At 37.5% G+C, this 26,829-nt stretch carries 23 protein-coding genes and 1 pseudogene; 8 read left to right on the top strand and 16 right to left on the bottom strand.

Translation table 11 applies throughout. The annotated features are described in order from the left end of the window. Positions 1 to 54 precede the first annotated feature (54 nt). Entirely contained in the window at positions 55 to 834 is a 780-nt protein-coding gene (locus IGJ52_RS05550; protein WP_010816462.1) for a Cof-type HAD-IIB family hydrolase, read from the top strand. Positions 835 to 851: 17 nt separating this feature from the next. On the opposite strand, the gene IGJ52_RS05545 is transcribed toward IGJ52_RS05550, so the two are convergent. Beyond that, positions 852 to 1,058: a hypothetical protein gene (locus tag IGJ52_RS05545; protein ID WP_002357875.1), complete on the bottom strand. Its 207-nt coding sequence runs from the start codon at positions 1,056 to 1,058 to the stop codon at positions 852 to 854. A 231-nt stretch (positions 1,059 to 1,289) separates the two neighbouring features. Between IGJ52_RS05545 and IGJ52_RS05540 the strand changes: the two genes are divergently transcribed. Both IGJ52_RS05540 and IGJ52_RS05535 read left to right on the top strand, forming a co-directional pair. Continuing rightward, the gene (locus IGJ52_RS05540) at positions 1,290 to 2,066 is read left to right on the top strand and encodes a threonine/serine exporter family protein (protein WP_025189195.1); all 777 of its coding nucleotides are present in this window, start codon (positions 1,290 to 1,292) and stop codon (positions 2,064 to 2,066) included. An 11-nt stretch (positions 2,067 to 2,077) separates the two neighbouring features. Then, a complete protein-coding gene (locus tag IGJ52_RS05535; protein WP_002357877.1) occupies positions 2,078 to 2,539 on the top strand; it encodes a threonine/serine exporter family protein in 462 nt (153 codons plus the stop codon). A 74-nt stretch (positions 2,540 to 2,613) separates the two neighbouring features. Here IGJ52_RS05535 and IGJ52_RS05530 read toward each other — a convergent pair. From IGJ52_RS05530 to IGJ52_RS05510, 5 genes and pseudogenes are all read right to left on the bottom strand, one after another. Then, positions 2,614 to 4,016, bottom strand: a pseudogene (locus IGJ52_RS05530) (IS3 family transposase). 70 nt (positions 4,017 to 4,086) lie between these two features. Then, the gene (locus tag IGJ52_RS05525) at positions 4,087 to 4,854 is read right to left on the bottom strand and encodes an ABC transporter ATP-binding protein (protein WP_002357878.1); all 768 of its coding nucleotides are present in this window, start codon (positions 4,852 to 4,854) and stop codon (positions 4,087 to 4,089) included. Continuing rightward, entirely contained in the window at positions 4,851 to 5,738 is an 888-nt protein-coding gene (locus IGJ52_RS05520; RefSeq protein ID WP_002357879.1) for an ABC transporter permease, read from the bottom strand. The genes IGJ52_RS05525 and IGJ52_RS05520 overlap by 4 nt, the downstream gene beginning before the upstream one ends. Before the next feature lie 24 nt (positions 5,739 to 5,762). Further along, positions 5,763 to 6,752, bottom strand: coding sequence for a tryptophan ABC transporter substrate-binding protein (gene trpX, locus IGJ52_RS05515; protein WP_010827334.1), 990 nt, complete (start codon positions 6,750 to 6,752; stop codon positions 5,763 to 5,765). A gap of 1,040 nt (positions 6,753 to 7,792) precedes the next feature. Further along, positions 7,793 to 8,452, bottom strand: coding sequence for a hypothetical protein (locus IGJ52_RS05510; protein WP_002419831.1), 660 nt, complete (start codon positions 8,450 to 8,452; stop codon positions 7,793 to 7,795). A 219-nt stretch (positions 8,453 to 8,671) separates the two neighbouring features. On the opposite strand from IGJ52_RS05510, the gene efbA reads away from it, so the two are divergent. From efbA to IGJ52_RS05495, 3 genes are all read left to right on the top strand, one after another. Beyond that, positions 8,672 to 10,384, top strand: coding sequence for a fibronectin-binding protein EfbA (gene efbA / locus IGJ52_RS05505; protein ID WP_002416118.1), 1,713 nt, complete (start codon positions 8,672 to 8,674; stop codon positions 10,382 to 10,384). A 155-nt stretch (positions 10,385 to 10,539) separates the two neighbouring features. After that, positions 10,540 to 10,803 (top strand): hypothetical protein, encoded by a 264-nt coding sequence (locus IGJ52_RS05500; protein ID WP_002381957.1) that lies wholly within the window; start codon positions 10,540 to 10,542, stop codon positions 10,801 to 10,803. A 73-nt stretch (positions 10,804 to 10,876) separates the two neighbouring features. Beyond that, the gene (locus IGJ52_RS05495; RefSeq protein WP_002391631.1) at positions 10,877 to 11,218 is read left to right on the top strand and encodes an iron-sulfur cluster biosynthesis family protein; all 342 of its coding nucleotides are present in this window, start codon (positions 10,877 to 10,879) and stop codon (positions 11,216 to 11,218) included. A 38-nt stretch (positions 11,219 to 11,256) separates the two neighbouring features. Here IGJ52_RS05495 and IGJ52_RS05490 read toward each other — a convergent pair whose 3' ends face one another. The 3 genes from IGJ52_RS05490 to IGJ52_RS05480 all read right to left on the bottom strand — a co-directional run bounded on the left by IGJ52_RS05490 (position 11,257) and on the right by IGJ52_RS05480 (position 14,696). Beyond that, positions 11,257 to 11,715: a DUF441 domain-containing protein gene (locus IGJ52_RS05490; RefSeq protein WP_002357887.1), complete on the bottom strand. Its 459-nt coding sequence runs from the start codon at positions 11,713 to 11,715 to the stop codon at positions 11,257 to 11,259. A 473-nt stretch (positions 11,716 to 12,188) separates the two neighbouring features. Then, positions 12,189 to 13,238, bottom strand: coding sequence for an oxidoreductase (locus tag IGJ52_RS05485; RefSeq protein WP_002382206.1), 1,050 nt, complete (start codon positions 13,236 to 13,238; stop codon positions 12,189 to 12,191). Between the two features lie 24 nt (positions 13,239 to 13,262). Continuing rightward, positions 13,263 to 14,696, bottom strand: a complete 1,434-nt coding sequence (locus IGJ52_RS05480; protein WP_002375063.1) for a glycoside hydrolase family 1 protein — start codon at positions 14,694 to 14,696, stop codon at positions 13,263 to 13,265. Between the two features lie 242 nt (positions 14,697 to 14,938). Here IGJ52_RS05480 and IGJ52_RS05475 point away from each other — a divergent pair, with 242 nt between their 5' ends. Both IGJ52_RS05475 and IGJ52_RS05470 read left to right on the top strand, forming a co-directional pair. Next, positions 14,939 to 15,652 (top strand): GntR family transcriptional regulator, encoded by a 714-nt coding sequence (locus IGJ52_RS05475; protein ID WP_002366529.1) that lies wholly within the window; start codon positions 14,939 to 14,941, stop codon positions 15,650 to 15,652. Between the two features lie 270 nt (positions 15,653 to 15,922). Further along, on the top strand, positions 15,923 to 16,453 hold the full coding sequence (locus tag IGJ52_RS05470; protein ID WP_002384665.1) for a DUF5067 domain-containing protein: 531 nt from the start codon (positions 15,923 to 15,925) through the stop codon (positions 16,451 to 16,453). A gap of 32 nt (positions 16,454 to 16,485) precedes the next feature. On the opposite strand, the gene IGJ52_RS05465 is transcribed toward IGJ52_RS05470, so the two are convergent. From IGJ52_RS05465 to IGJ52_RS05435, 7 genes are read right to left on the bottom strand one after another with little or no spacing between them, the layout of a single operon-like run. After that, the gene (locus IGJ52_RS05465) at positions 16,486 to 17,451 is read right to left on the bottom strand and encodes a LacI family DNA-binding transcriptional regulator (protein WP_438791958.1); all 966 of its coding nucleotides are present in this window, start codon (positions 17,449 to 17,451) and stop codon (positions 16,486 to 16,488) included. Between the two features lie 15 nt (positions 17,452 to 17,466). After that, the gene (locus IGJ52_RS05460) at positions 17,467 to 20,742 is read right to left on the bottom strand and encodes a GH36-type glycosyl hydrolase domain-containing protein (protein WP_438791957.1); all 3,276 of its coding nucleotides are present in this window, start codon (positions 20,740 to 20,742) and stop codon (positions 17,467 to 17,469) included. 17 nt (positions 20,743 to 20,759) lie between these two features. Beyond that, positions 20,760 to 22,910 carry a glycoside hydrolase family 3 N-terminal domain-containing protein gene (locus IGJ52_RS05455; protein ID WP_010715114.1) on the bottom strand — a complete coding sequence of 717 codons (2,151 nt, stop codon included), beginning with the start codon at positions 22,908 to 22,910 and terminating at the stop codon, positions 20,760 to 20,762. Between the two features lie 4 nt (positions 22,911 to 22,914). Continuing rightward, positions 22,915 to 23,679: an endonuclease/exonuclease/phosphatase family protein gene (locus IGJ52_RS05450; RefSeq protein ID WP_173958659.1), complete on the bottom strand. Its 765-nt coding sequence runs from the start codon at positions 23,677 to 23,679 to the stop codon at positions 22,915 to 22,917. Then, positions 23,660 to 24,577 (bottom strand): acetylxylan esterase, encoded by a 918-nt coding sequence (locus tag IGJ52_RS05445; protein ID WP_438791956.1) that lies wholly within the window; start codon positions 24,575 to 24,577, stop codon positions 23,660 to 23,662. The genes IGJ52_RS05450 and IGJ52_RS05445 overlap by 20 nt, the downstream gene beginning before the upstream one ends. Then, positions 24,570 to 25,163, bottom strand: a complete 594-nt coding sequence (locus tag IGJ52_RS05440) for a DUF624 domain-containing protein (protein ID WP_002371283.1) — start codon at positions 25,161 to 25,163, stop codon at positions 24,570 to 24,572. Before IGJ52_RS05440 ends, IGJ52_RS05445 begins: the two co-directional genes overlap by 8 nt. 56 nt (positions 25,164 to 25,219) lie before the next feature. Next, the gene (locus IGJ52_RS05435) at positions 25,220 to 26,818 is read right to left on the bottom strand and encodes an ABC transporter substrate-binding protein (protein ID WP_002357899.1); all 1,599 of its coding nucleotides are present in this window, start codon (positions 26,816 to 26,818) and stop codon (positions 25,220 to 25,222) included. Positions 26,819 to 26,829: the final 11 nt, after the last annotated feature.

Here is a 26,829-nt window from a genome sequence, read left to right as displayed (position 1 = left end):
TTGTCTTTTCAGAAAAGTTTGTTAAAATAACAAGCGTAGAGAGGATGTTAGGGTATGGATAAAATGAAAGCTATTACTTTTTTTGATTTAGATGGAACTTTGTTAGATGGAACCTCGCAAATAACTCCTGAGATTACCACAGCAGTGGCGGCCTTGAAAGACAATCAAATTTTACCTTTAATTGCGACAGGACGGACCTTGTGTGAGATTCAGCCAATTATGAAAGCCAGTGGCATTGATTCTGCGATTGTAATGAACGGGCAATTTATTCATTATGAAGGAAAAACGATTTATTCAGATGAATTTACAACAGAGGAATGTGTTTCACTGCATGAACATGTCAAACAGCGTGGTCATGAATTGGCTTTTTACAATGAGCGCCGTATTTTTTGTACAGGGCATACTGGCACAGTGAAACAAGCCTATGACTATATTCATTCAGCTGTTCCAGAAATTGATCCCACAGGTTATGAGAATGATGCCGTCAACATGATGTTGGTCTTAAGTCAACATGGCGATGATGATGAATATTACTATGAGCGATTTCCTGAATTAACCTTTTATCGCAATGGTCCTTTTTCAATAGATATTGTTCGTAAAGGGGTCTCTAAAGGCTCTGGTGTCAAAAATCTTTTTAACTCCTTGGGATTAAACGGCATTCCCACTTATGCCTTTGGTGATGGCATCAATGATTTGGCGCTGTTTGAGGCCTGTGATTATGGAATTGCCATGGGTAATGCGCGAGAAGAACTAAAAGAAAAAGCCACCTTTATTTCAACTAAAAATACTGAAAATGGCATTGTTAATGGCTTGAAAAAATTTGATTTACTATAAGAGAAAACTACCTTCTTCTATTGATGTACTTTAGAAGAAGGTAGTTCTTTTGTATGTTCATTTTTCTTTTTCTGCTGTGCACAGAGAGCTACTCCCACTACTTGAATCAGCAAAATCGCTCCCAACAAACAACTTAATACGATGTTTCCTGATAGGATTGTTCTTCTGATTAAAATAATTAATACGACACTGCTAATTCCGTAGAGTAACCATTGGTTGTCCATTTTTATTGACCCCTTTGTTTTTCTATGTTTAGGATAGGATGTTTCCTACTAAAATGCAAGGAAAGATCCTAGATTCTTACAACTAACCCATAATTTTTACTAATTCCTTATTTGTTTTCATTTATTCTTAAGATTCGTTTCATTTTTGTAAAAAATCACACTTTTTTTCTATCTCTGTTTTAAATTGCGTACAGTTCTTAAAAAAAATGATACACTAAAAGTGAACTCGAAATGAAAGGAGCCATTCCTTTGGTTAATAGCGAAAAAAGAAAACAATTAATTATTGATACATGCATTTTAGCTGGAAAAATTATGCTGGAAAGCGGATCTGAAGTATATAGAACCGAAGATACAATTACTCGGATTGCTACAAATGCTGGCGAGCCAGAGAGCGTTTGTTACACGACGGCTACAGGGATTTTCGTGGGCTTTCGTTCCAGTAATTATACGCAATTAGAAAACATCCCCCAGCGCTCGATTAATTTGGAAAAAGTTAGCCTTGTCAATCAATTATCAAGAGAATTTGCACAAAAAGAGATTACTCTACCAGAGCTTTATCAGCGCTTAACTCTATTAGAAACAGATACCCCCACTTTTTCAATTTCGTTACGCTTGTTAGCAGCCGGGATTGTTAGTTGTACGTTGATGTACATTTTTGGTGGCACTTGGCAAGATTTTATTGCAACTTTTTTTGTTGGCGTGATTGGGTATACCAGTTATCTTTTTACCCAAAAGTTATTCCAAGTTCCTTACCTCGATTCATTCGCAGCCGCTTTTGTCATTGGTTTGTTGGCCTATTTGGCTGTGCATTTTCACTTAGCGGTCAACATCGATAATATTATTATTGGTGCGGTGATGCCATTAGTTCCAGGTGTGGCGATTACGAACTCTTTTCGCGACATTTTAGCCGGCCACCTCATCAGCGGGACGGCGCGAGGGACAGAAGCTATTTTTATTGCTGGGTCTGTTGGCCTGGGAATTGCCTTGATTTTTAAATTATTTATGTAAGGAGTGTTCAAATGGAACTAATTTTTCATCTTCTCTTTAGTTTTTTAGCGACTGTGACGTTTGGTATTATTACGAACATTCCTCGTAAAGCACTGGTGGCTTGTGGTATTACTGGCATGACAGGCTGGATGATTTATTATGTCTTAACGCAAACTTTTGATGCTAGTCAAACCTTTGCAAACTTTTTAGGAACGGTCGGGTTAGGGATCGCTAGTATCTTTTTTTCTCGTTACAAAAAAATGCCGATGATTATTTTTTATATTCCTAGTTTGGTTCCTTTAGTGCCAGGAGGCCCTGCCTATCAAGCGGTTCGGAGCATTTTGTTAGGAAACATTGATGACGGGTTGCAGTTGATTTTAAAAGTTGTCTTTACTGCTGCAGCCATCGCAGCGGGCTTTATGGTGACATCGCTACTGGAACGAATTGTCAAACGTTTTTTCCCCAAGCGACTCTTCCGATTGGTCAAAAAATAAAAAAACAAGCTCATTTTCTGTAGCGACCCCAAAAAGTTAGACTTTTTATAGAGTGGATTTTTCCACTCTATTTTTTATGCAGTTTTTTGATTGAATTGTCGAAATTCTACTGGGCTTTTCCAGTTAAGTTTTTCTTTGATTCGGTGATGATTGTAATAATAAATGTAGTTCTCAATTGCTTCTCTCAATTCATTTTGACTTTGATAGATTTTTCCATAGTACACTTCTTGTTTTAGGATACTGAAGAAATTCTCCATAGGAGAATTATCTAAACAGGTTCCTTTTCGAGACATACTTTGAAAGATATTATTGTCCTTTAATGTTTGTATATAGACATTCATTTGATAAGCCCAGCCTTGATCAGAGTGAAAGGTGCGCCGATAGGGACAATCATTTGTTTGAGAAATTGCTTCTTTCAGACCTTCCATAACTGTTTTACCATTTGGTTGAGTAGAAAGGCTATAGCTTAGAATTTCACTATTATATATATCCATAAATGGATCTAAGTATAGTTTTTTCTGACGAAAGATGCCTGCGTTATCTGCTTCAAAGTACTTAAATTCAGTTGTATCAGTTGTAATTTTTTGATGAGGAACAGAGGTTTTAAATCGGCGACGAATCAAATTTTTAGCGATTTTACCAACGGTTCCTTTATAGGAATTATATTTTCTGGATTTCTTAGTAAAAGCTTTGACTTGTAACTTTAACTTTTGTATTAATCGCTGGACTTTCTTTTTATTCACTTGAAATCCACGTCGTTTCAATTCTTGGGTCATCCTTCTATAGCCATAATGTTGATGTTTTTTACGAATCGCTTGAATTTCTTCTTCAATGATTTGTGTTGAAGCTGTTCTGTCGAGGCGTTTTTGCCAGTAAATGTAAGTAGATTTTGGAAACCTTAGGGTTTCCAAAATATCTTTTAATCGAAAGTGTCTTCGGAGACTGTGAATGATTCGTGCGATTCGTTCATTTTTTGTTCGTCCTCTAAACGCAGTCTCCTCAATTCTTTTAAATAGGCATTCTCAATTTTTAACATTCTATTTTCTTTTTCTAGTTTCTCTACTTGAGATCGTTCACTTGGTAATGGTTGGCTTTCCTTTTGTTTCTTCTTAGGCATGGTAGGTGGACGTCCTTTCTGTTTAGAGAGTCCCTCTATACCAAACTTCTGATACGTTCTAAGCCAATTCGCAATCAATGATGGATTGTTCATTTTTAGAAGATTAGCTACTTCTTGATAGGACAACTCTGTTGTTAAATATAACTCTATCGCATCTAGCTTAAATTGAACAGAGTAATTCTTATTTTTTTGACTGCGAAGTAGGCCTTCTTCACCAAGTTCTTTATAGGCATTTATCCATTTGCTTATTTGAGAACTATCTTTAAACCCATACTTCTTTGCGAGAAACCTTAGACCTCCTTGACCAGATAAGTAGTCATGAACAAGTTTAAGTTTAAATTCAAAACTGTATTTTGCCATACAAAAAAAACCCCAAAAGTTAGATTTCTAGGTCTAACTTTTGGGGGTCGGCTCATTCTGAGCTTGTTTTTTATTCTACTTCTTCAAAGAACAGCAACAAATCTTGTAGCGTTAATTGTGCTTTTTCAGCAGCGTTTAAATCTTGAACAATTTTACCTTTTTGTAAAACAATTAAACGATTGCCATATCGTAAAGCATCTTCCATTCGATGGGTAATCATCAAACAAGTTAAGTTCCCTTCTTCAATCCGTTGTTCCGTTAAGTGCATCAACTGCTTGGATGTTTTGGGATCTAAGGCAGCAGTATGCTCATCTAAAAGTAATAATTCTGGTTTTGTGATAGTGGCCATTAATAAACTTAAGGCTTGGCGCTGACCGCCAGAAAGGTTACCTGTCGGTGTATCCAGATGATTTTCCAAGCCATTGCCAACTTCTTGACAGATTTTTGTAAACAAGGCGCGTTGCTCATTTATCTTCCGTAATGTTAAGGGACGTTTTTGTCCGCGTTTCATGGCAAGCAATAAATTTTCTGCCACAGTCATTCTTGGTGCTGTCCCCATTTTAGGATCTTGAAAAACACGCGCTAGAGATTTGGCCCGTTTGACTTCAGAAAGATTGGTGCGATTGACTCCTTCAATTAAAAATTGTCCTTCTGTTAGTGTCAAAGTTCCTGCTAAACTATTGAATAGCGTACTCTTGCCTGCGCCATTTCCACCTAAAACAGTAATGAAGTCCCCAGGATAAATGGCTAAGTTCACATGATCCAAAATCACTTTTTTTTCATTCATCCCATTATCAATGATTTTTGTCGCATTTTTTAATTCAACAACTGGTTTCATTTCGTTTCCCCCTTATCAGAAAAGCCGTGTAGTCGTAATGCTTTTTTCAATTGTGGGATCATTAAACAGATTGCTAAAATCACTGCTGAGAAGATTTTCAAATACGTCGTATCAAAGCCTAATTTAATCACTAATAAAATCAATAGTTGATAAATAATACTCCCTACAACAATCGCCATCAACCGTTCACCAAACGTTAATTCTCCAAACAGTACTTCACCAATAATGAGTGAAGCCAAGCCAATCACAATGACGCCGGTTCCTTTACTTACATCCGCATATCCATCATTTTGGGCAATCAAAGCGCCAGATAAGCCAATCAAGCCATTCGATAAAACCAATCCTAAAATTTTCATGCGATCCGTTTGAATGCCAATCGAGCGAGCCATTTCTTCATTGTCACCTGTCGCAATATAGGCTTGTCCTAAACTAGTATTAAAGAAAAATAACAGTAAAATCATTACCACAGCCAAAACACTAATCCCTAAAAAAATAGTATCATAATAATCTGGTAAGGCCATTTTTTGAAAAACATCTTGAATCTTCGGTTGGTTTAATAAAGACTTATTTGGCGATTTCATCACAAATAAAATCACGGAATTTAAACCAGACATCACTAAAATTCCTGCTAAAATAATTGGAATTTTTCCTTTTGTAAATAGTAAACCAGTCACTAAACCGGCAAGCATTCCTGCTCCGACCCCTAAAAGAGTCGCTACAAATGGTGAAACCCCTGTTGTAATGGCAGTTACACAAACCGCCCCCCCTAACGGAAATGAACCTTCTGTGGTCATATCTGGAAAATTTAAAATACGATAAGTCATAAAAATACCTAGTCCTAACAAGGCCCATAACATTCCTTGTCCAATTGCTGAAACAATCATCGCTTCTCCTACTTTCTTTGATAATTAGTTAATCAATTTCGATTTTTTTGCTAGCTCTGCGGGAATCGTAATTCCTAACTTTTGCGCTTGTTTTTCATTGATAATTGCGTCGCCTGTATTAAAGGTATAAATGGGTGTAGTTGCTGGTTGACTTTTTCCAGACAGAACCTCTGCTGCCATTTTGCCGGCTTGTACCCCCAACGCATGTTGATTAATCCCAACAGTTGCTAAACCGCCTTGTTCTACCATTGTATCCACCGAAGGAATAATCGGCGTCTTGGTTCGATTTGCTTCTCCGACTACCGTTTGCATGGCGTTAGCAATCGTATTATCAGTTGGTATATAAATCACATCTGTTTCCTTAGTCATTACTTGAACCGTTTGTGCAATTTCATTACTTGATGGCACAGCATATGTTTTCACTGTCAATCCTTTGTCTTCAGCTGCTTTCTGCGCTTCAGCTACTTGGTATCGAGAGTTTTCTTCTGAGGAAGCATAGAGAATACCTATTTTTTTGGCAGCTGGTACCAATTCTTTTAGTAAATCCATCTGGGCTGACAAAGGTGATTGATCACTAACACCCGTGATGTTACCGCCTGGCTTTTGATTGTCTTTCACCAATCCAGCACTAACAGGGTCCGTAATGGCGCCTAAAATGATTGGGATTTCTTGGGTAGTGTTGGCTAACGCTTGCGCAGCTGGCGTGGCGATACCAATTAAAACGTCTGCCTTTTTTTGTACTAATTGTTGACTCATGATTGCTAACTTACTCTGGTCGGCTTGACCATTTTGAAAAATAATTTCTAAGTTTTTGCCTTTGTCATAGCCATTTTCCTTTAACCCTTCTTCGACACCTTTATAAATTTCGTCCAATGCGGGGTGACTGACAAACTGCAAAACCCCTACAGTAACGGTTTCTTTCTTTGAATTCGTCACTTTTTGATTCACAAAAAAAGCACCAATTAAATAAATAGCTAATAAAGACACGACAAACGTTAAACGTTTATTTTTCATTTTGCATTCTCCTAACTGCCCTTTTGTTTGGCAACTTTTTCTTTTTAATAATAAAACCATTATCTATAGGGCGTTTCTTCCGTTGAAAGTGAAACTGAGATTCGTAATCCTCTACTTAGTCAAAATCCTAGGAACACTTTTTTACAAATGTCAGGATTTAGCTGCGACGAGGATTGCAACTTTGGTGAGAATCGCAGGAGCACTTTTTTTACGATTGTGACAACGTTCTCTTCCCTCACCTTGTACTACTCATCACTCTTGAAGGCCAAACTGCGGCGAGTATACGCAGCCTGCATCTACTCTGTCACTTCGTGCCAATCGTAGTGCTTGTCAGGATTTAACTGCGACGAGGATCGCAACTTTGGTGAGAATCGCAGGAGCACTTTTTTTACGATTGTGACAACGTTCTCTTCGTTCACCTTGTGCTACTCATCATCTACTCTGTCACTTCGTGCCAATCGTAGTGATTCGTAGCAAAAAAACAACGACTTATCCTAAGTGTTTAGGAGTGGTCGTTGTTTTTATGCAAAACAAAAACCACATAGATGGGTCCTCTATGTGGTCGTTTTTTCTTCTTGAATATAACCAGCATAGATACACTTTTTAGAATAAGTCTTCTAAAGTTGTATCTATGAAAGAATCATACATACAACTATCTACGCCAGTTTTGCCATGATTGGTGCATTTCTTTTACGTTAGATAATTGTGTCATGTATTTCCCCTCCTAGTTATGTTGTTAAAGGTAGTCTACACTATATTGATTTTGTTCGTCAAGAAAAAGTTTTTATTTTCTTGCATTTCTTTTACTTCTAAAAAACGAGCCACTCTTATGAGAGGCTCGTTTTTCTTTATTTCAGCATATTTACCACTTAATTGTTTCGGTTTCTTTCAATTTTCACGGGAACTTTAACTGCTTGTTTTTGCGATTGAATCAGCCATAAACTTACTAAAATCGTCATTGAAATTACTAATGCCATCGAAAATCCCCTCTTTCTAATTCCTTAAAACTTTCTACAATCTAAGTTTAACATAGCTAGCTATTATTCACCAGTTTCTGGTACTGTATCAGTGCTTTCTGTCGTCGTTTCAGTAGATTGAGCAACGCCAGTCGTGCTGGTCGTCGTCTGTGTTTCAGCGTTCTTTGCTGCTTCTTTTTCAGCTTCTTGGGCTGCCTTTTGTTGGTCTTTCAAAACGCCAGCCATTGGTAATCGATTTAATTCTGGTATTAATTGTGTTTTTAAATCCATAGATTTTTCGACAACCGTCCGTGTCTTTTCTTTGCCGTTTTCAAAGAAAACAAGCGTAATCTCATCGCCGCTAACATTGTATTGCTCTTGTGCTTTGCCAGCATTATAAATTAACGGATAGATATACAGCGAACGATGAAATTCATTCATTTTATCTGAATTAAACAGCTTCACCATTTGATCGTATTGCTTGCCAGATGGTTTAGCAAACATGACTGACATGGCTCCTGTTTCTTGGATTTTCTTATCTGCTGTTTTGTAATCTAAGACACTGACTTTCTCTGATTTGATGGGTCCTGCGACTAACGATTCAACTTGAGCAGCTCGAATATTTTTCTGCATCGTTGGAATAAAAATGATTGAGCCAATTATTAATACTAATGCTACAATAGCGGTAATCATTAACAGTTTTCTTTGTCTTAATTCATAAAATGCCTCTTTTAGTTCTTCCATAAAATTATTCAACTTCTAATCGCTCCTCGCTTTTAGTTCTTATCTATTATACTAATCATTTTCTTTCTTGCCTACCCTTGCGCTTTAATTACTAAAAAAACCAACAAACTTCCCCAGCTTTCTAAGGAAAACCCAACTCCTTTTTAACAAGCTTCTTTCTTAAATTCAAAAACTCCGCTATAATAAAGCTATTAGTCGGAAAGAAACGAGGGATTTATTATGTCATTTGATGGCGTATTTACTCATAGCATGGTTCATGAGTTGACAGAAACACTCGTAAGTGGCCGGATTTCAAAAATCCATCAGCCTTATGAAAACGAAGTCGTTTTAGTCATTCGTGCGAAAGGTAAAAACCATAAATTATTATTATCAGCACATCCTAGTTATGCGCGCATACAACTATCTACAATTACCTATAGCAATCCAGAAACACCTCCTAATTTTGTGATGATGTTACGAAAATTTCTGGACGGTGCCATTTTAGAAACGATTCAACAAATAGAAAATGATCGCGTGATTCACTTCACCTTTTCAAAAAGAGATGAACTAGGTGACTTACAAAATATTGTTTTGATTGTTGAATTAATGGGACGTCACAGTACAATCGTTTTAGTTAACCAATCTTCTGGAAAAATCTTAGATGCGATAAAACACATTGGAATGAGCCAAAATAGTTATCGTTCGTTGCTTCCTGGAGCAACTTATATTGAACCGCCAAAACCAATGGGACTTAATCCGCTCACGGCTTCAAAAGAAGAAGTCTTTGCGCTTCTTTCTACAGCTCCTGAATTAAACGGACGCTATTTACAACAGCATTTCCAAGGTCTAGGCAAAGATACAGCAGACGAATTAAGTGCCCGTTTACTTGCACAACCAAATGAAAAAATGGCCATCTGGACGGAATTTTGGTCCTCAGTCACTGAAGCTGTTGTACCGACATTAACCGTCACTGAAAAAAAGGAATATTTTACGCCCATTCCTTATCAATCATTAGCTGGTGAACAAACAACGTATCCGACACTCAGTGAATTACTAGATGCCTTTTATTCTGGTAAAGCAGAGAAAGACCGTGTCAAACAACAAGGCGGCGAACTAATTCGCAAAATTGAAAATGAACTAAAAAGAAATCAAAAGAAACTTAAAAAATTACAGCAAACCTTAGCCGATACAGAAAACGCTGAAAATTACCGTCGCGACGGAGAACTATTAACAACTTTCATGGCACAAGTCCCAAAAGGAGCCACCGAGGTGGAATTACCAAATTATTATGAAGAAAATGCACCGTTGCGTATCTCGCTAAATCCTGCACTTTCACCTAATCAAAATGCACAAAAATATTTTCAAAAATATCAAAAATTGAAAAATGCTGTCCGAGTTGTTAAGACACAAATTCAGCAAACACAACAAGAAATTTCTTATTTAGAGTCAGTTGTGGCACAACTTGAAATTGCGACACCAATGGACATTGAAGTGATTCGTGAAGAACTGATTGAACAAGGCTATTTAAAACGTAAAAAAAATAAAAAACAAAAACAGCCGAAAAAAAGCCAACCCGATCTTTTTTATGCCACAGATGGCACACCTATTCTCGTTGGAAAAAACAATTTGCAAAATGATCAATTAACTTTACGAACCGCTAAAAAAACTGATTATTGGCTCCATGCCAAAGATATTCCTGGATCTCATGTAATTATTCGTGACGCACATCCTAGCGAAGAAACCCTTACTGAAGCCGCACTTCTAGCAGCTTATTTTTCAAAATATCGACTTTCTTCACAAGTGCCTGTTGACTATGTCCAAGTAAAACATGTGCATAAACCCAATGGAGCAAAACCAGGTTATGTGATTTATGAAAACCAACGAACGTTATATGTGACGCCAACAGAAGAATCGATCAAAAAAATCCAGCAAAATAAGGATTCTACTTCCTAATTATATTAAACTAAAAAACAACGTACTGCCGATTGATCGTACGTTGTTTTTTTGCATTGGCAAAAACATTTATCAAGTGATAAATAACACAAGTAAGCTCAATTAGTTTACAAACTAGCTATTTCTCTCTATACTGACTGTTGGAGGTGAAATTCATGGTCTTTTTACACATTATTTTTGGGATGTTTGCCTTTATTGGCGCTTTAGGTTTAGGTGTCGCCTTCCGCGATAGCTTTACAGAACTTTCAACACCAAAGAAAGCAGCGATTATTTTATCTTACGTAGGTGCGATTGGTTCAACAGTCCTAGGGTTCACATCAGCAACAAAAAATCCATTTGTTTTAGCTGCAACAGTTGTCTTAGTTGTCGCCTTTTCTATTGCTCTTTTCAAAAAAAGCAGTAAAGAAACAAGCAAATAACAAAACCTTTGAAGAGCGGCATAGCGACAAGCTACCCTCTTCCTTTTACATACTATTTAAAGGAGTGAGGCAAATGTCTCTGACTATTTCTGAAGAAGTAAAACAACGTTTAGCCCCTTTCTTAACTGAAACGAACACCTTCTTGTTGGTAGCAAATGACGGCTCTAATCCTTATTCTTCCGCAGAAGGTTGTTGTATGATTGGCGATCGTTTCATTATCGTTCCTGTTGATCAAGCAGAAGCGCCTTATACCGAAACAATTGCTAATGATTCTTTTCACGTCTATACTTCGACGTATGACCAAATGTTTTTAACAGGGCATTTACAGCTAGTGATTCATCCGAATGCGGGAACCATTACTTTAAAAAATGAAAGTGGCATATTAGATAGTAACGTGGACATTTATCAACACTAAAAAAGCAAACAAAACGTTTACGCGTTTTGTTTGCTTTTTTAGTGTTGAAAGGCTTGAAAGGTAGTAATGATTACGTACATCATGCCCGATGCAATAATCGGACCAGCTGCAATTCCTTTTAAAAAAACGACGCCAAGAATCGTTCCAAAAACTAAGGCCACCGTAATCTCTGGCGATTGATTAATTAAACCTACTCCTTTTGAGGATAAAACAGCCACCAGAATTCCACAAAGTATCCCCAGCCATCCCATCGGTGTTTTGAATGATTGGATTAAATCCTTTAAGCCAATTTGTCCTGTAGCAATCGGGACTAAAATGGTAATTGAAATAATTGTGACGCCTAAATTAATGCCTTTATCTGACAACCACGACATGATTTTCGCACTATTTGGTAAAGCTTTTAAAGCAAGCACAACAACTGACGCAATTAATAAACTTTGATTTTTTGCAACAAACGCAATCAAGGCAATCAGTAGTAAAAAAAGCCAACTTTCCACTGGTTGTCCTCCTTTCTGATTTGGTTCTTTCGTTAACCAAACTTTCTTGTCTTTCCTATTTTAGCAAAGAACCTCTTTAATTACCATTCAGCTTCAGTAATTATTGTCTTTTTCACACGAATCTTGCTTAGAAAAAACGAGTTAAAAATTAATTTTTTCTCATAACAAGCCTTTTTCTCTTTGAAAAATTATTTTATGAAGTATACTAATATTAACTATAAAGTAGTTTACTTGCATTTATACTGGATATTCGATATCCTATTTAAGGCTCTTCAATTGAGCGAGCATCACAAAAGACATTTTAGTAGCAATTCTTGGGGAAGTAGTGCTACTAAGATGTCTTTCCTTTTTTTATTTTCACTAACAATATACGTTTCTTATATTAAAATTCACAACTCTTTATAAATAAAAGCGCCTGCCCCACAGTTGTCTGGACTGTAGGGCAGGCACTTTTCAAGTCATTTAAATACGCTTTAGTTTTCTTTCAAACGATAAACACTTGGACTTGGGTTAAGGAAACCTGCTTCTAAAATTTCGATGTTAGTTAATGCTTGCTCTTTAGTTACTAGTTGCGGTGCACCATTTCTCAACGTTTCATAGACGGCATCATAATAACGACCGTAATCACCTACAGGCGTTTTAATTTGTTTTTTAATCCAGTCGCCATTGCCATTACGGTAGGTCACTTCTCCATAATACATTGGTGAATCTTCTCCAAAGCCTGGTGCATCCGGCATGATTCCGGCTTTTAAATCATTTTCTTGTTGATCTTCGCCATATTTGATGAACGAGCCATTGCTACCATGAACAATAAAACGTGGATACGGACTAGCGACAGAATGATTCGTTTTAACTTTTACTTTTAATTTTGAACCATAATGTAAATCGACGTCAAAATAATTATCGACTGCCTCACTCACTTCATTATTACGAATATCATAAGTGACTTGATCTGGACGCCCGAAAAGAGCAATCATGCGATCCATTAAATGAATGCCTAGTCCGTAAAACGAACCATTTTCTTTAGGTCCTTGTTCCGTGATACTTCCTGGTCGATAATAATCAATATGTGTTTCCACTTCATTGATTTCTCCTAAAAAGCCTTGCTCTACTACTTGCTTCATCGCTAGGTAATCGCCGTCGAAACGTCGATTTTGATAAGGCATCACTACTACCCCTTTTTCTTGACCTAAAGCAAATAATTCCTCTGCATGTTCTAACGTATCACAAAATGGTTTTTCCACAATCACTGATTTACCAGCTAAAATGGCTTGTTTGGCTAAATCATAATGTGTATGCGCAGGCGTACAGATTGTGATCAATTCAATTTCTGGATCCGTCAATAATTCATTAAGGTCAGTGGTAAAATTTACGCCTTTTTCTTTAAAGGGCGCTGCTGCTTTTTCATTAACATGTAAATCGAAAATCGTTTTCACTTCTAGTGTTTCTCGAATCATTACGTAAGGTAAATGGTAACGGTTGGCACTTTTACCAAATCCAATAAACCCCATTTTTACTGTCATATTTTCCACACTCTTTTCTTATAATTAGATAAGTCCATTTGTTTCAATGACTTTTTGATACCAATAATAACTGTCCTTCGGGATTCTTTCTAAGGAACCTTTTTGTGTTTCATCTTGATCCACATAGACAAAACCATAACGCTTTTGATAGCCGTTAAGCCACGACAGTAAATCGGTGTAACTCCATGTACAATAACCAATAACTGAAACGCCATCCGTAATCGCCTCTTGAATCGCTTGGATATGGCTTCGCAAATAATCAATGCGATACGTATCGTGAATTTGTTTATCTTCTGTTAAGGTATCATATTCGCCTAACCCATTTTCAGTAATTAAAATAGGGACTTGATAGCGACTAGCTAATCGTCGTAAGGCAATTCTCAAACCTTGCGGGTCAATGGCCCAATCCCAGTTCGTTCGTTCAACATATGGATTATTTACTTTTTTAAATAAACCCGGTACCCCAGATTCCGTTTCAGAACCCTTTTCACCCGTTGTATTCATCTTCCCTATTCCAACGCCATCTAATGGATTAGCAGCAACCGTATCCGTCCGATAATAATTAATACCTAGAAAATCAGGTTTGGCTGAACGTAGTAACGCTAAATCGCCCTCTTTTATCGTTGGGGCCACACCTTGCTCCTGTAAGTAATTTAATGCGGCAATTGGGTATTCTCCCCAAAGATAGACATCTAACCAAAAATGCGACAGCAAATCTTCTGCATTTTCTGCCGCTAAAACATTGGCAGGGTGCGCATCAACGGCATAAACAGGCGTATAAGCAAAGCTAGGCCCAATTTTGCCAGGCATTTCTAATTCATGAAACGCATTAATCACTGCTGCATTGGCTAAATTAGCAATATGATTGGCTTCATACATCCGTTTATTGTCTGTTACGCCGGGAGGATGCACGGCTAATTGATAACCTAACGAAGTAAACACATTTTGTTCGTTTAAACTAATCCAATAGCGAACTTTGCCACGGAAAGCATCAAATAAAATTTTCGCATAGGCCACAAAATCAGCAATAATTTTTCTTGATTCCCAGCCACCATATTCTTTTTGCAAAACAGCTGGCAAATCCCAATGATATAAAGTTACCATTGGTTCAATTCCTGCCGCTAATAACTCATCAATTAAATCTGAATAAAATTTCAGTCCCGCTTGATTTACTTGACCACGCCCTTCAGGTAAAATTCGTGTCCATGCAATCGAGAAACGATATGCTTTTAAACCTTGTTGTTTCATTAAAGCCACATCTTCTTTGAAACGATGATAATGATCGACGGCTAAATCGCCAGTTGTCTCTTTGAACGTTTTTCCTGGTAGCCGAACAAATTCATCCCAAACAGATGCGCCTTTGCCATCTTCATTCCAAGCACCTTCTACTTGATAAGCGGCCGAAGCAGAGCCCCATAAAAAATCTTGCGGAAATGCTTTTAGTTGGTGATGTTCCATTGTCATTCCTCCCTCTTTTCTGTGCTGCCCTTTTATTGTAAAAGGTTTTCACAAAAAGTACCAATCAGATCAATAAGTTCTTCTGTTTACTTTTAAAACTATATAGTTTTAAAAAGGATAAGTCAACTACTTTTATTTAAGTACTTGATTATTAAATGGTTACGTTAAAAATAAATATATAGTTTTAACATGTTAAATTCATGGTATAATGAAAGAAATACTGGTGATAAAGGAGGACTCTGATGCGGACAAATACACGTTATAAAGAAATTTATGCAGCTATAAAACAGGATATTGAAGCAGGTGTTTATCCCATTAATCAAAAGTTACCCCAAGGTCGTCTTCTTGCAGAAAAATATCAGGTCAGCGAACTAACCATTACAAAAGCCTTACATTTGCTTGTGCAAGAAGGTTATGTTGTCAGACGACGTGGCTCGGGCAGCTTTGTTCAAGACTTTCAAAATCGAACCATTACTAAATTTTCTCCGTTAACCGGCACTTACTCAACCTACGATGGAAAAGTTGAATCCGTGGTTTTAGGCTTTGCAACAGAAGTACCTGAGCCTTGGGTGACTGAAAAATTAAGTATTACAGAAGAAGAGTTAGTCTACAAAATTATTCGTTTACGGATTATCGAAGATGTGCCCTCAATTATTGAATATACTTGGATGCCCGTTGCCCTAATTCCGAACTTGACAATGAAAGAATTGAAAGTCTCCATTTATCAATATATTTCGGAACAATTGCATCAAAAAATTCAAAGTGCGCGGGTCAGCATTTCTGGGATTCGTCCTTCTGCGTTGGAAAAAAAATATTTAAACTTAACCGATAATGATTTCCTGATGCGTGCAGAACAAATTGCTTACCTAGGCAACGGGCATATTTTTGAATACTCAATTGCGAATCATATTCCTAGTGAATTCACTTTTGAAACTGTCTTAATTGCAGAAAAATAGGAAACTTTTATGTTGCCATTTCTCATTTCTAACAAAACGATCTCTTTACTTTGAGCCAATACTTTTTGTTAGAAATGTTTTTCTGCTAGTTAAAAATATTTTTCAAATTATATTTCCAAACATGAATTTTGATAAAAGTATTGCTATTTACTAGAAGTACGATTAAAATATTGCTTGTAGCACTCTTTTTAATACAGATACAAGCAATTTATTTTTTACATAGTCAATCAACCAAAGCGAGGACTTTATATGAGGAAACCCTACATTTTAATGAGCTTACTCGTTCTAAGTACCTTATTAAGTGCTTGTTCAACTGTAAGTGGCAGCCCAGCAAGTCAAAGTGCGCCCGCACCTGATGAAGTGTTGGCGACAAGTATTGGGACGTATGAAAATCGAACATTGTTGGTTCCAGATGGGCGTTTAGCCTTAACTGCCTTGCATAAAGGAAAAGATTATCAAGGCAAACCAATGTTTTATGTCCTGTTTGAATTAACCAATACAACCGAAAAAACACAAAATATTCAGCTAATGATTCAAAGTTTTATGGAAGTTAGTCAAACTGTCCACGGAAAAGCCCAAAATTTACAATATGCAGTCTTAACCGATTCACCTTTCCAAGACAAATTAGATCGTTTAGCAGATGAAATCAATCCTGGTGAAACAATCCAAGGCGCTTACCCGTATGAATTTATTAATGAGAACAAGCCGGTCCATTTTAAATTTAGAGATCGCCTTCTCAGTCTGGATGAACCCATTGCATCAGAAGAAATTACCATTACAGAAAAAAGTTTGGTCCGCTAGCTTACCTAGCATTGGACCAAACTTTTTATTTATTATTCAGATGGAAAAGATTCTTCTTCTATAAAACGTGTGTAAATGTGTTCGCTCTCAGCAGCTTCTCCCCGCATTAAATGAATAATTTTCTCTGCAGCCACCATGCCCCATCGATGTTTAGAATAGGCAATTGTTGCTAATCGCGGTTGCACAAACGCACCTAGTTCAGAATTATCAAAACCAATCATCCGAATATCTTTCCCCATTTGGTAATTTGTTTCTGCAACATATTTATAGACACCTATCGCCATTTCATCATTAAAAGCAAAAACATCGACTGGTTCTGTCTGTGGTTGACTCAAAATTTTTTTAGCAGCAGCATAGCCAGAAGGTTCGGTAAAATCGCCTTGGATAATTTCATAAGGTATCCCAAAACGAGTTAATTCTCGTGTACTAACAGCCAATCTTTCTTGGCTATCATAACCTTTTTCTGGTCCAGAAAGCAGAAGAACCTTTTTTGAACCCACATTGACAAATTGCTCAATTGCCTGCGTGGCACCGCCACGATTATCCAAGAGAACTTGCCGGATATTCCTATGCTCAGTGGTTCGATCAAGGACAACGATCGAATGGCCACGTTCAGCAAACTTTTCAATTTCTTTTGTTGGAAATGTCCAATCTAAAATAATTGCCCCATCCACCATTTTTTCAGGAATGAAAAGATGTGACTTTTTACCGCTGCAGACAATCATCTCATAATCAAACAGTGCTAAGCCTTTCTTAATTCCCTCCAACAATTCACCATAAAAACTACCGCCATAATCGGCCAAATAGACACCAATAATATTAGTTTGACGACGTTTTAATGTGCGAGCGGCCATGTTAGGAACATAGTTTAGCTCTTCAGCAATTGCTTGGATGCGCGTTCGTGTTTCTTCAGTTACCTTTGAACTACCATTCAATGCGTAAGAAACGGTCGAGATTGATACGCCTGCTTTTTTTGCAATATCTTTAATTCCTACCATGGACTACTCTCCTTTCTAATGGTAAATTTCAATAACACTTGCTTCATTTAATAATGAAAGCACCTCGTCTTTTTGAACTTCCATTCCCCCTTCTCGATAAGGGTTTTCTTCAAACTTAAACGGAACTTCTTGACCATCGATAACTATTTTCGCTGACTGATTTGGATAAAATTTATATGTGACAGGTTTATCAAACAATTGGTAAGTTAGTGTTAAACCAGACAATTTTTCTGGTAACATGGGATCAAAAACCACGCTTTGTGCCTTTTGCCGAATCCCTAAAACAGCTGTAATTAATTGATTTAAATAAATTCCCGGCCCGCTTGAATAAATTCGCCAGCCACCTTTTACCCCAATACTTCCATCTTTTAGTTTACCAAAATTTTCTTGTGATTCATACCTTGTTTTAAAATCGCCATCGGAACTACTAAAATAGGCATTGGCTTGACGTAACTCTGCATTGTGAACCACTTCTTTTAATTGAACTGGATTGATTTGCATTAATGCTTGCCAGGTTTTGTCTCGCTGACCAATTTTCGCCATCGCTTCTGTATAGCGAATGTGCGCATGAACATACTGTAAGCCAATTTCGCGACCAAAATTAGCCGCCTGTTCTGCTCGTTTAAAATTAGTGCTCACACCGCCTCGATAGTTCGCTGGTTTGTTCATTAAGCGCACGCCATCAGGAAACGTTAATTCTTTTTCAATAATTTCTAAATGATGACTTACTTGTTCCGGTGTTAATAATTCGGCTAACATACTACGAGTCATTGGCAATAATCGATATTGAATCCCTGTTTTTTGGTCATTTGGGTGAATCATTTGTTCAAAAGTTTCTGGCGTTTCCATATAAATAAACCCTGGAATCGTTTCATCCGCCAACATATATTTTTGAAAATCGTTCTTTATTCCTGCGACTAAAATTGCTAAGTGCTGACTATAAGTAGCATCGATTTCCGTAATTAAAGCCGCAAATTTTTTCAACACTTGATACGTTAAGGCAACGGTCCAACTACTAGCCATTTGCTCTTTAAGACGATTATCGTAAGGTTGTAACGTGTCATCCCAATCGCCGTCACCATAACAGGATAGAAAAGTTTCTGGTAAAAAATGTTGTTCAATATAATTTATTTCTTTTTTCAAATGTTCAAATAAAGATGCTGTTTCTTTTGTTTTGTGATTATCTTTGCGACTTGTATAAGGGATTTCCGTAGCTAAGATTGAATAATCTGCGGTTTGTTCCAAATAATCAGTCACTACTTTCAATGGCCAGACGATAATATCGCCATGGCTTTCACTGGCTTTTTGTTCTTCGTATCGGTCAAACATAAACCATTGCGGCCAGTTGCCATCGTCCTCAAATTGATTTTCAAATAGATGCTGAATAATGGAGGCCACGATCTTAGGCTGTTGCGTCGCAAAGAAAAATTCTGTCGGTCCTTGCGACACATCTCGTGTGCCCCAAGCTGCTCCACCATACTGTTCTAAGCCATGTGGCGACAAATAATGAACGAGCATATTATGAGTATACCAACGAGTTAATTGATTCATTTGCTGCACACTTGAGTCTGTGTGTGTTAACTCAAAATGATGTAACAAGCCATTAATGAATGCCAAATATTGACTTTCTGCTTTTTCAAAATCTAATGGTGTATTGACTAATACTTGGTCCTCTATACTGCCCGTAATAAGTAGTGAAAATTTTTGGGTCTTTTCGATTGCCAAGACTAATAAGTCTGCTTCAGCTCCACCAAATAATGTGCTATCGGTTACTTGAAATGATTTATCAACTGTCAATGCATAGGTTAGTTCTGGGTAATAATTTTCTGTAGCAGAATGATTTCCCGTCACTCGAAGTGTTTTGCCAGCTTGTTCTAATTGATAGGTTGGGACTTCTTCCGGTCCTAATAACAAATGGTTAGAAACAGCCCACATATATGCATCCTTTTGACTGGTCACTTCCAATTGAATCACTCTTGAATCAGGCGAAGTGAAAGTGCGTACACAAATTGTATCCTTTGGCAACTTATAATACCACGTAGCAGAGTTCAACCCCATTTCAAAAGCAGAAGGCATTGTTAGTAAGCGCCATAAGCCATTCTCTAAAATGTAGATTCGTTGACCAGAGCGTTTCATAACGTTTAAAGCGTTTCGGCTATTACTCATTAATTTGTTCATGGTCGTATTTCCTAAAACTACTTGTGAATTGAAAATGCCATACATATACACTGTCGTACTAAGCAAAGGTTCGTCAACCGTTAAGCCTTTACCACTTAATAAAATGTGGCCATGCGCTCTTTCCATGGCAATTTCTTTTTCTTGAAGAACAACGTGATGGTAATTTTCCGTGAAAAAGGAATACGTCTGACCTGCTACTTTTTCAATTTGTGTCTGAATGGGATAAAGTGCGGCCAACTCTTCTTCTGTTAATGGATTTCCTGTGATAGGTTCTCCTAAAAGTTTCGTAGGATAGTCCTGTGTTTCTTCTAATGAATCGAATGTCACAGTTTCATAAATAGCTTGTAAGTCTTCTTTCGATAAAAAAGGTTCAGCTAATGCTTGCGGATGTGTTTCTGTTACCGCACCATAAAAAACAAATTCCTTACTTTCATTCGTTAATTGGACGGCTTCCGTTTGTAAAGCGGTGTAAGCAAATTCATATTGATAGACTTCATTTGCTAAATATCTTTTCCTCAATGCTTCTGGTGTGTTCGTTTGTTTAAATGAACGTCCGAAAAATTGATAGCCGTCCGTTGAGTAGCCTACTAATTTTTGAAAACTCCCTTGAATAAGAGCTGGAAACTTCTCATTTTGCGGTTGATTTTGTCTTGATAAAACAACAAGCTCTTCGCCCTCTTGCCAAATGTGATGATCAAGATACTGCGACACATACGCTTCATTTGACTGAACGGCTCCTTTTGTCGCTAAGCCAATATCTTGACCATAAACAATATCTACTAAGCCAGTTCCAGTGACATTAACCCGCCAGAACCATTGATTGCTTGGCCCCAAACGAAAGTCAACTTGGTAACGAACCGCTTCAAATTCACCCCGCCATGTCAATTGGTTATCTGAAAGATAAAAATCACTTTGACTGTTGGAACCAATCATTGGTCGATAATTAATTGTGTCACCTGTAATTATCCGCAAATAGAGTTGATTCATACTGCCGTCTAAAGGATTGCCTTCTAATTGATTAATCATCATGCCACAGCTGTTCAATTCTTTTAAATCACCTGTCTCTAGAAATGTAGCGACTGTGTCTGCTTGCTTAAGCTTCTTTATCTGCATAACTTATCCTTCCCATCTTATTCATTTAACGTGACTGTTGCGGTTTGTACATCGCGACTATTTCCACCAATCATTACGATAAATTCACCTGCATCACTGGTTACCTGATTATCTGAATGAACATAGCGCACCATATCCTCTGAAAGAAGAAACTGAACTTCTTTTTCTTCCTTTGGTTCCAGCCAAACTTTTTGAAAATCTTTTAACTCTTTAATTGGGCGAACCACTTGTCCCACCAAATCACGTACATAAAATTGCACGGTTTCCTCTCCAGCGATTGGACTGTCATTTCTTACTAAAACAGAGACCGTGATTGGTTGTTCTTTGGTAAATGTTAATGCACTTAGTTGAATTGGTTGATAAGAGAAATGACTATAACTTAAGCCAAATCCAAAGGGATATTTAGCGTAATTAGAGACATCTAAATATTTAGAAACATATTTTTCTTCTGGTGCTGACTCATAAGGACGCCCCGTATTGTCGACATTGTAAAAAATTGGCACTTGACCAACCGTTTCTGGAAACGACATACTTAAACGACCACTTGGATTGTACTGTCCCCACAAAATTTCTGCTAGCGCATTGCCCCCTTCTGTTCCAGGTTGCCAAGCTTGCACAATTCCTTTTGCAACATCTATCCCTTGTAAATCTAAGGGCCGGCCACTGTAGACCGTGACAACAACATTGGGATTTTTCTCAATAATTTGTGCCACTACTGCTAATTGTTTTTCGGGTAGACGAATATCACTGCGACTGGCAGCTTCCCCACTCATCCAATCTGTTTCGCCTAGTGCCACTACTACTTTATCTGCTTGACTAGCTAACGTTAAAGCCTCTTCAATGGCCGCCGCGGTCGGTTCAAAGTAATCAAAGGGTTCTTGGGCAACTAGGAGATTTGTGGTTAATTTTTTGGCCCCAGCCATGAGGGAAATGGCTTCTTCTTTCTTTCCTTGCCATGACCAAGCCCCTAAAATATCTTGTGATTGGGCCCCTGGGCCGACAAGCGCGATTTTTTCTTGCGGTGTAAAAGGCAAAATATTTTCATTTTTTAAAAGAACCATTGATTTTTGAGCAATCTTTTTAGCTATTTCTCGATGTTCTTTGCTTAAAATCACTTCTGCTTCCGCTTGTTCATCCGCACCACGATAGGGATTTTCAAATAAGCCTAGCTCATTTTTTAGTTTTAAAATTCGCATAACCGCTTCATCAATAAGTGTTTCAGCAATCCGGCCTTCTTCAAGTAATTCTTTTAAATAATCTGGATAACACGTGGTCATCATTTCAATATCTACACCAGCTTTGATAGCCAATTCTGCTGCCTGTTTTTCATCTTTGGCAACACCATGAGGAATTAATTCTTTAATCGCTCCCCAGTCTGAAATCACAACTCCTTCAAAGCCAAATTCATTTCGTAATACGTCTCTAAACAGCCATTGGTTGCCTGTAGCAGGAATCCCATCCACTGTATTGAAGGACGTCATGACAAGTTTTGCACCCGCATCTAATCCAGCTTTATAGCCAGGTAAATACATTTCTCTTAGCTGCCGTTCAGACATATCTACCGTATTATAATCCCGACCAGCTAAGGCACCACCATATGCCGCAAAGTGCTTCACGCACGCGGCTACTCGCCAATTGTCCTCTTTTAAATTTTCTCCTTGGTAACCTCTAACCATTGCAGCAGCTAAGCGACTGTTGAGTAATGGATCTTCACCTGTTGACTCCATGACACGTCCCCAACGTGGATCGCGCACTAAATCAACCATTGGTGAAAAGGTTACATGTAATCCTGAAACAGCAGCTTCTTTTGCTGAAATCTCCGCCATTTTTTCAACCGCTGCTTCATCCCAAGTGCTTCCTAAAGCCAAAGGAATCGGAAAGATGGTTCTGAAACCATGAATAATATCCGCCATTAAAAGTGTTGGAATATTTAATCGATGATTTTGCATATATTCTTTTTGAACACGTTTTGCTTCATTTGCACCAGAAACACCCAATGTTGTCCCCGCCGTATCAATCGTTTCTTGACTTAGTCCTAGCTCTGACATAGGGCCGGTCTTTTCTTCTGCTTTATCTGAATAAAACGCTGCTGCTAATTGTAATAATTGATTAATTTTCTCATCAATTGTCATTTCTTCGACTAATTGAATCAGTTGATTTTCTTTCATACTCTCACCTTTCTTCAATACGTACTTCTGCTTCTAAAGGAAAATGGTCGGAAGGAAAACGTCCATCGATGCTATCTGTTAAACTTGCAGTTTTCTGTACTTGCCAACCTTTTACATAAATATAATCAATTTCTTCTAATTCCGCCCAAGGTTTTGTATAAGTAAAATTTTGAAATGTTCCTCTTGGTCCATAATGAGTAGCTAAATTTTTGCTATCTTGAAATTTTTTTTGAACAAGTTGATGAACCTCTTCCCCCGACTCTGCATTAAAATCGCCCATTAATAAAGTTGGATACTGTGCAATTTTGTCATGTAACTCCTCTAAGATAACGGTCATTCCTGCTAAACGAGCATGAGCTGAAATATGATCCAAATGAACATTGATGACTAAAAAAGGCGTATTTTGAGTCGTTTCCTTAAATAGTCCCCACAAAGCAATTCTTGGACAGCCAGCTTCAGGATGGATACTTGGCTGCTGAGGTGTTTCAGATAACCAAAAATACCCTGTATCAATAGCCTGAACTTTTTGTTCGTTATAGAGAATCGCTAGTCCTTCTCCTTGACCATCCCCTTCTCTTTCCGCAGAAAGACAGGTGAATGTTGTATACGCCTTTAAATCCCTGACTTGATTCGGTCGTACTTCTTGAATACAACAAAGGCTCCAATCATGAAAATTGATTAACTGACAAACAGCCTCTTTACGAAAAGACCATTGCCAATCTTGGTCATACTCTGTATCTACCCGGACATTATACGTAGCTATTTTCATTTTTAACCTCCTGCAATAGTTGTTGAATTTGACGCATTTCACGACGAATCTGGGTTGTTTCACCGCCACCATGGCCTTTTTTCCAATATACTCTGACTGCTTTTCTTGCCTTTATCTGATGATAAGAAGGGAAAAAATCTTTCATTGGACATATCGGATCGTGACTCCCAACAGAAGCAAAGACTGGATTTTTAATTTGCGAAACAAAGTGACGACTATCAAAATAAGGAAGAACCGCGGCAATTTTTTCATGCGCTTGAGGATGCTCTTGTAAGTAATGATGAATAATTTGATACGAACCCGTTCCTTCTGCTACTCGATTTTCTAAACAAGAATGACTTGGAACATCTGCAAAAGTAGCTAAAATCGGGAAGTCGACTAAACTGTTCACCATTAACACTACGCCACCCCCTTGGGAACCACCACGAAGAATGATTTGGTCCTGATTAATTTCAGTAAAGGTCCGCACCACCTCTACGCTACGTAAATGGTCGGCAAACAAGCGGCGTTGGTACCAATCTTCTTTGTCTAGAAATCCTCGTCCCATTGGTGCTTCATGCCAAATTGTTTGATATGGCACGCGATCTTTGGTTAATCCCCCTTGACCTCGATTATCAATGACAAAACAAGCACAACCAATTTGTGTCCAATGAGCAAATTGCCAAGGTTCTTGAATATGATTCATATAGCCTAAACAGTCAATCACTATTGGCTGTTTCCCCGCCGTTTTAGGAAGTAACAAATAGCCAAAGATGCGCTCACCTAGGAAACTTAAAAAGTCGACCTGTTCCACTTGAACATTTTCCAATGGATAGTCAATGACCCGCCGATGGATATTTAGCGGTATTTTTTGAAGTTCTTCCTTGGTCTTTTGCCAAAACTCAAAATACTCATTCATGTTCCACACCTAACACTTTCTGAAAAAACGCTACTTGAAGAAAAGCCGTTGTCCCGAATCCTAACGCAATATATAAAAACAAATTAAGCTTATAGAAAAAAACAAACGTTAAAAGAGGTAAAATAAACAAAATAATCGCATTGGCACTATTACTTAAGACCACATAAACCGTCTCACCTAGTGTCTTTTTAACGGACCAATTAAAAACGGAAAAGAGAAAAAGAAAACTCGTCAAAAATAATGCAACAAAACTTAATAGAAAAATAGCTAAGAAACCTAAACTGGTGGCTATTTTAAATAAACTTGTTACGGCAATACCGCCTAGTAAAAAAGCAACGAACAAGACACCTGTTAAAATAAAACCTCGCATGATATTATTTTTTAACGCTGTCCAAAACGTTCGTAAAACAGGAATATCTTTTTCACGATACAAACGATAAATCGTTCGATACAACGCAATTAAGCCGACACCGCTAAAGATGCCTGTTATACAGGTAATTAAAAAGAGAAAATTAATAATGATCAAGTTGGCAATAAAAGAAAAAATCCGATAATACCAACCTTCATATGCAAATAGCTTATTCATATTAAAAGAGAAAAGCGGATTTCTCGTTGCTTTATCCGCTTTTCTCTCCTCCTCTCTTACTTAAGTTTGTCTCTGTTTTCTGCCATTTTCTCAGATTTTATTTTTTCAATTGCATCCCATTTATTTGATTTTAAGAATGCTTTGTAGTCTTCTAAAGATTTGTCAAAGGCTTTATCATCTTTCGCACGAATCATTGAAATAACGGTTGTATTTAGTTTGGTTTCAATCGCTTCATTCGCCCGAGCTTCCGGCGTTCCTGCATCTGGATTAATATTTTCAATTACGAAATGTGGGACTAATTTTCCTTTGCCCCATTCTTGCATTTGCGTTAAAGCACTTTCCATTGGCACTTTTAGTTTATTGACACGGTCGTTGTTAAAGTATAGGAAACGACTAATGCCATATTTTTTGTTATAGGCATCATTGTCTGTTTGTTCTAATTTTTTCACTTCTGGTAAATAATCAATTTTCCCTTGATCATTGTACGCATAAGTAACTCCTTCAACGCCATATTTTGTTAAAATTTGTCCTGGTTCATCAATTAAATATGTGAATAGTTGAGTGACTTTCGCTGGATCTTTCGCATCTTTCGTAATGTAATTACTTAACCAACCTGAAATGCCGGTTTGATTTAATGTTGGTTTTCGGCCAGAAGTACTACTTGGTCCATCAATGGCTATATAACGTGTGCCAGATTTTTTCATAAATTCTGTAAAGTTCCCACCTTGACCACTGGTTCCAGCAACGAGCATGGTTGCATAATTTCCTTGTTTCACTTTTTCATCAAACGTCGCCCCATCATCTGTGAAGCTATCATCACTAATATTGCCTGCTCGGTAAACATCATTAAATGTTTTTAACCATTCTAAGTATTCTTTATCTAAATTTCGATCATAGTATTTCCCATTTTTATCCTCTAAAGGAACACCTAAGAAGTCTTGTAATTTGTCTAAAAATGGCCCTGCACCATCGCCCACTGTGGTGAAGCCCATTGGGGTCATCTCAGGATATTTTTCTTTAATCTGTTGCATGACTTTTTCAAAATTTTCTGGTGTTGAAACGTCTGGCTTGCCTAATGCATTATAGACATCTTCACGAATAACAAAATTATCATTTACTGGGATATTTCCACTTTCATAATCCGCTTTTGTATTAGAGTAATTAGGGTAACCATATGTTTTTCCATCCTCTAAGGCATACCATTTAAACGTATCTTGGTTAACAACTTTCATTAAATAGGGGTCATATTTTTTAGCTAAATCGTTTAAAGAATAGGCCCAAGAATCTGCTTTCAATGCTGCTTGTCCAGTTTTTTCAGTTAATGTCACGATATCAGGCATATCTCCACTTGAAATCATGGCATTTAATTTTGAATCATCGCCGGAAATAAATTCAATATCCACATTTAAATCTTTTTTAATCTGCGCAGTGGTCACATCTTTTCCAAAAGGCAATGCCGTCCAATCTGAGTTAATATACCATTTAATCTTGGTCGGTTCTTTCTTCTTATCTAACTTCCAAGCAGGCGTCTTTTCATCTAATTCATACCGATCCTTAATTGAGACATCTGAGCTAGCTTTCTTTTCCCCTCCGCTACAGGCCGCTAAACTAACGACCGCCGTTGCCACCAATAAACCGCCTAAAACTTTTTTCATATTGTTCCCTA

Source organism: Enterococcus sp. DIV1758 (genome assembly GCF_051711985.1).
Classification (GTDB): domain Bacteria; phylum Bacillota; class Bacilli; order Lactobacillales; family Enterococcaceae; genus Enterococcus; species Enterococcus faecalis.
The sequence above is the reverse complement of the archived record's forward strand: the minus strand, read 5'-3'. Positions and strand labels throughout refer to the sequence as shown.

What these genes read in the sequence shown, in the direction of transcription:
- IGJ52_RS05550 (WP_010816462.1), top strand. Translation starts at nt 55, where the DNA reads ATGGATAAAATGAAAGCTATTACTTTTTTTGATTTAGATGGAACTTTG.
- IGJ52_RS05545 (WP_002357875.1), bottom strand. Translation starts at nt 1,058, where the DNA reads ATGGACAACCAATGGTTACTCTACGGAATTAGCAGTGTCGTATTAATT.
- IGJ52_RS05540 (WP_025189195.1), top strand. Translation starts at nt 1,290, where the DNA reads ATGAAAGGAGCCATTCCTTTGGTTAATAGCGAAAAAAGAAAACAATTA.
- IGJ52_RS05535 (WP_002357877.1), top strand. Translation starts at nt 2,078, where the DNA reads ATGGAACTAATTTTTCATCTTCTCTTTAGTTTTTTAGCGACTGTGACG.
- IGJ52_RS05525 (WP_002357878.1), bottom strand. Translation starts at nt 4,854, where the DNA reads ATGAAACCAGTTGTTGAATTAAAAAATGCGACAAAAATCATTGATAAT.
- IGJ52_RS05520 (WP_002357879.1), bottom strand. Translation starts at nt 5,738, where the DNA reads ATGATTGTTTCAGCAATTGGACAAGGAATGTTATGGGCCTTGTTAGGA.
- trpX (WP_010827334.1), bottom strand. Translation starts at nt 6,752, where the DNA reads ATGAAAAATAAACGTTTAACGTTTGTCGTGTCTTTATTAGCTATTTAT.
- IGJ52_RS05510 (WP_002419831.1), bottom strand. Translation starts at nt 8,452, where the DNA reads ATGGAAGAACTAAAAGAGGCATTTTATGAATTAAGACAAAGAAAACTG.
- efbA (WP_002416118.1), top strand. Translation starts at nt 8,672, where the DNA reads ATGTCATTTGATGGCGTATTTACTCATAGCATGGTTCATGAGTTGACA.
- IGJ52_RS05500 (WP_002381957.1), top strand. Translation starts at nt 10,540, where the DNA reads ATGGTCTTTTTACACATTATTTTTGGGATGTTTGCCTTTATTGGCGCT.
- IGJ52_RS05495 (WP_002391631.1), top strand. Translation starts at nt 10,877, where the DNA reads ATGTCTCTGACTATTTCTGAAGAAGTAAAACAACGTTTAGCCCCTTTC.
- IGJ52_RS05485 (WP_002382206.1), bottom strand. Translation starts at nt 13,238, where the DNA reads ATGACAGTAAAAATGGGGTTTATTGGATTTGGTAAAAGTGCCAACCGT.
- IGJ52_RS05480 (WP_002375063.1), bottom strand. Translation starts at nt 14,696, where the DNA reads ATGGAACATCACCAACTAAAAGCATTTCCGCAAGATTTTTTATGGGGC.
- IGJ52_RS05475 (WP_002366529.1), top strand. Translation starts at nt 14,939, where the DNA reads ATGCGGACAAATACACGTTATAAAGAAATTTATGCAGCTATAAAACAG.
- IGJ52_RS05470 (WP_002384665.1), top strand. Translation starts at nt 15,923, where the DNA reads ATGAGCTTACTCGTTCTAAGTACCTTATTAAGTGCTTGTTCAACTGTA.
- IGJ52_RS05465 (WP_438791958.1), bottom strand. Translation starts at nt 17,451, where the DNA reads ATGGTAGGAATTAAAGATATTGCAAAAAAAGCAGGCGTATCAATCTCG.
- IGJ52_RS05460 (WP_438791957.1), bottom strand. Translation starts at nt 20,742, where the DNA reads ATGCAGATAAAGAAGCTTAAGCAAGCAGACACAGTCGCTACATTTCTA.
- IGJ52_RS05455 (WP_010715114.1), bottom strand. Translation starts at nt 22,910, where the DNA reads ATGAAAGAAAATCAACTGATTCAATTAGTCGAAGAAATGACAATTGAT.
- IGJ52_RS05450 (WP_173958659.1), bottom strand. Translation starts at nt 23,679, where the DNA reads ATGAAAATAGCTACGTATAATGTCCGGGTAGATACAGAGTATGACCAA.
- IGJ52_RS05445 (WP_438791956.1), bottom strand. Translation starts at nt 24,577, where the DNA reads ATGAATGAGTATTTTGAGTTTTGGCAAAAGACCAAGGAAGAACTTCAA.
- IGJ52_RS05440 (WP_002371283.1), bottom strand. Translation starts at nt 25,163, where the DNA reads ATGAATAAGCTATTTGCATATGAAGGTTGGTATTATCGGATTTTTTCT.
- IGJ52_RS05435 (WP_002357899.1), bottom strand. Translation starts at nt 26,818, where the DNA reads ATGAAAAAAGTTTTAGGCGGTTTATTGGTGGCAACGGCGGTCGTTAGT.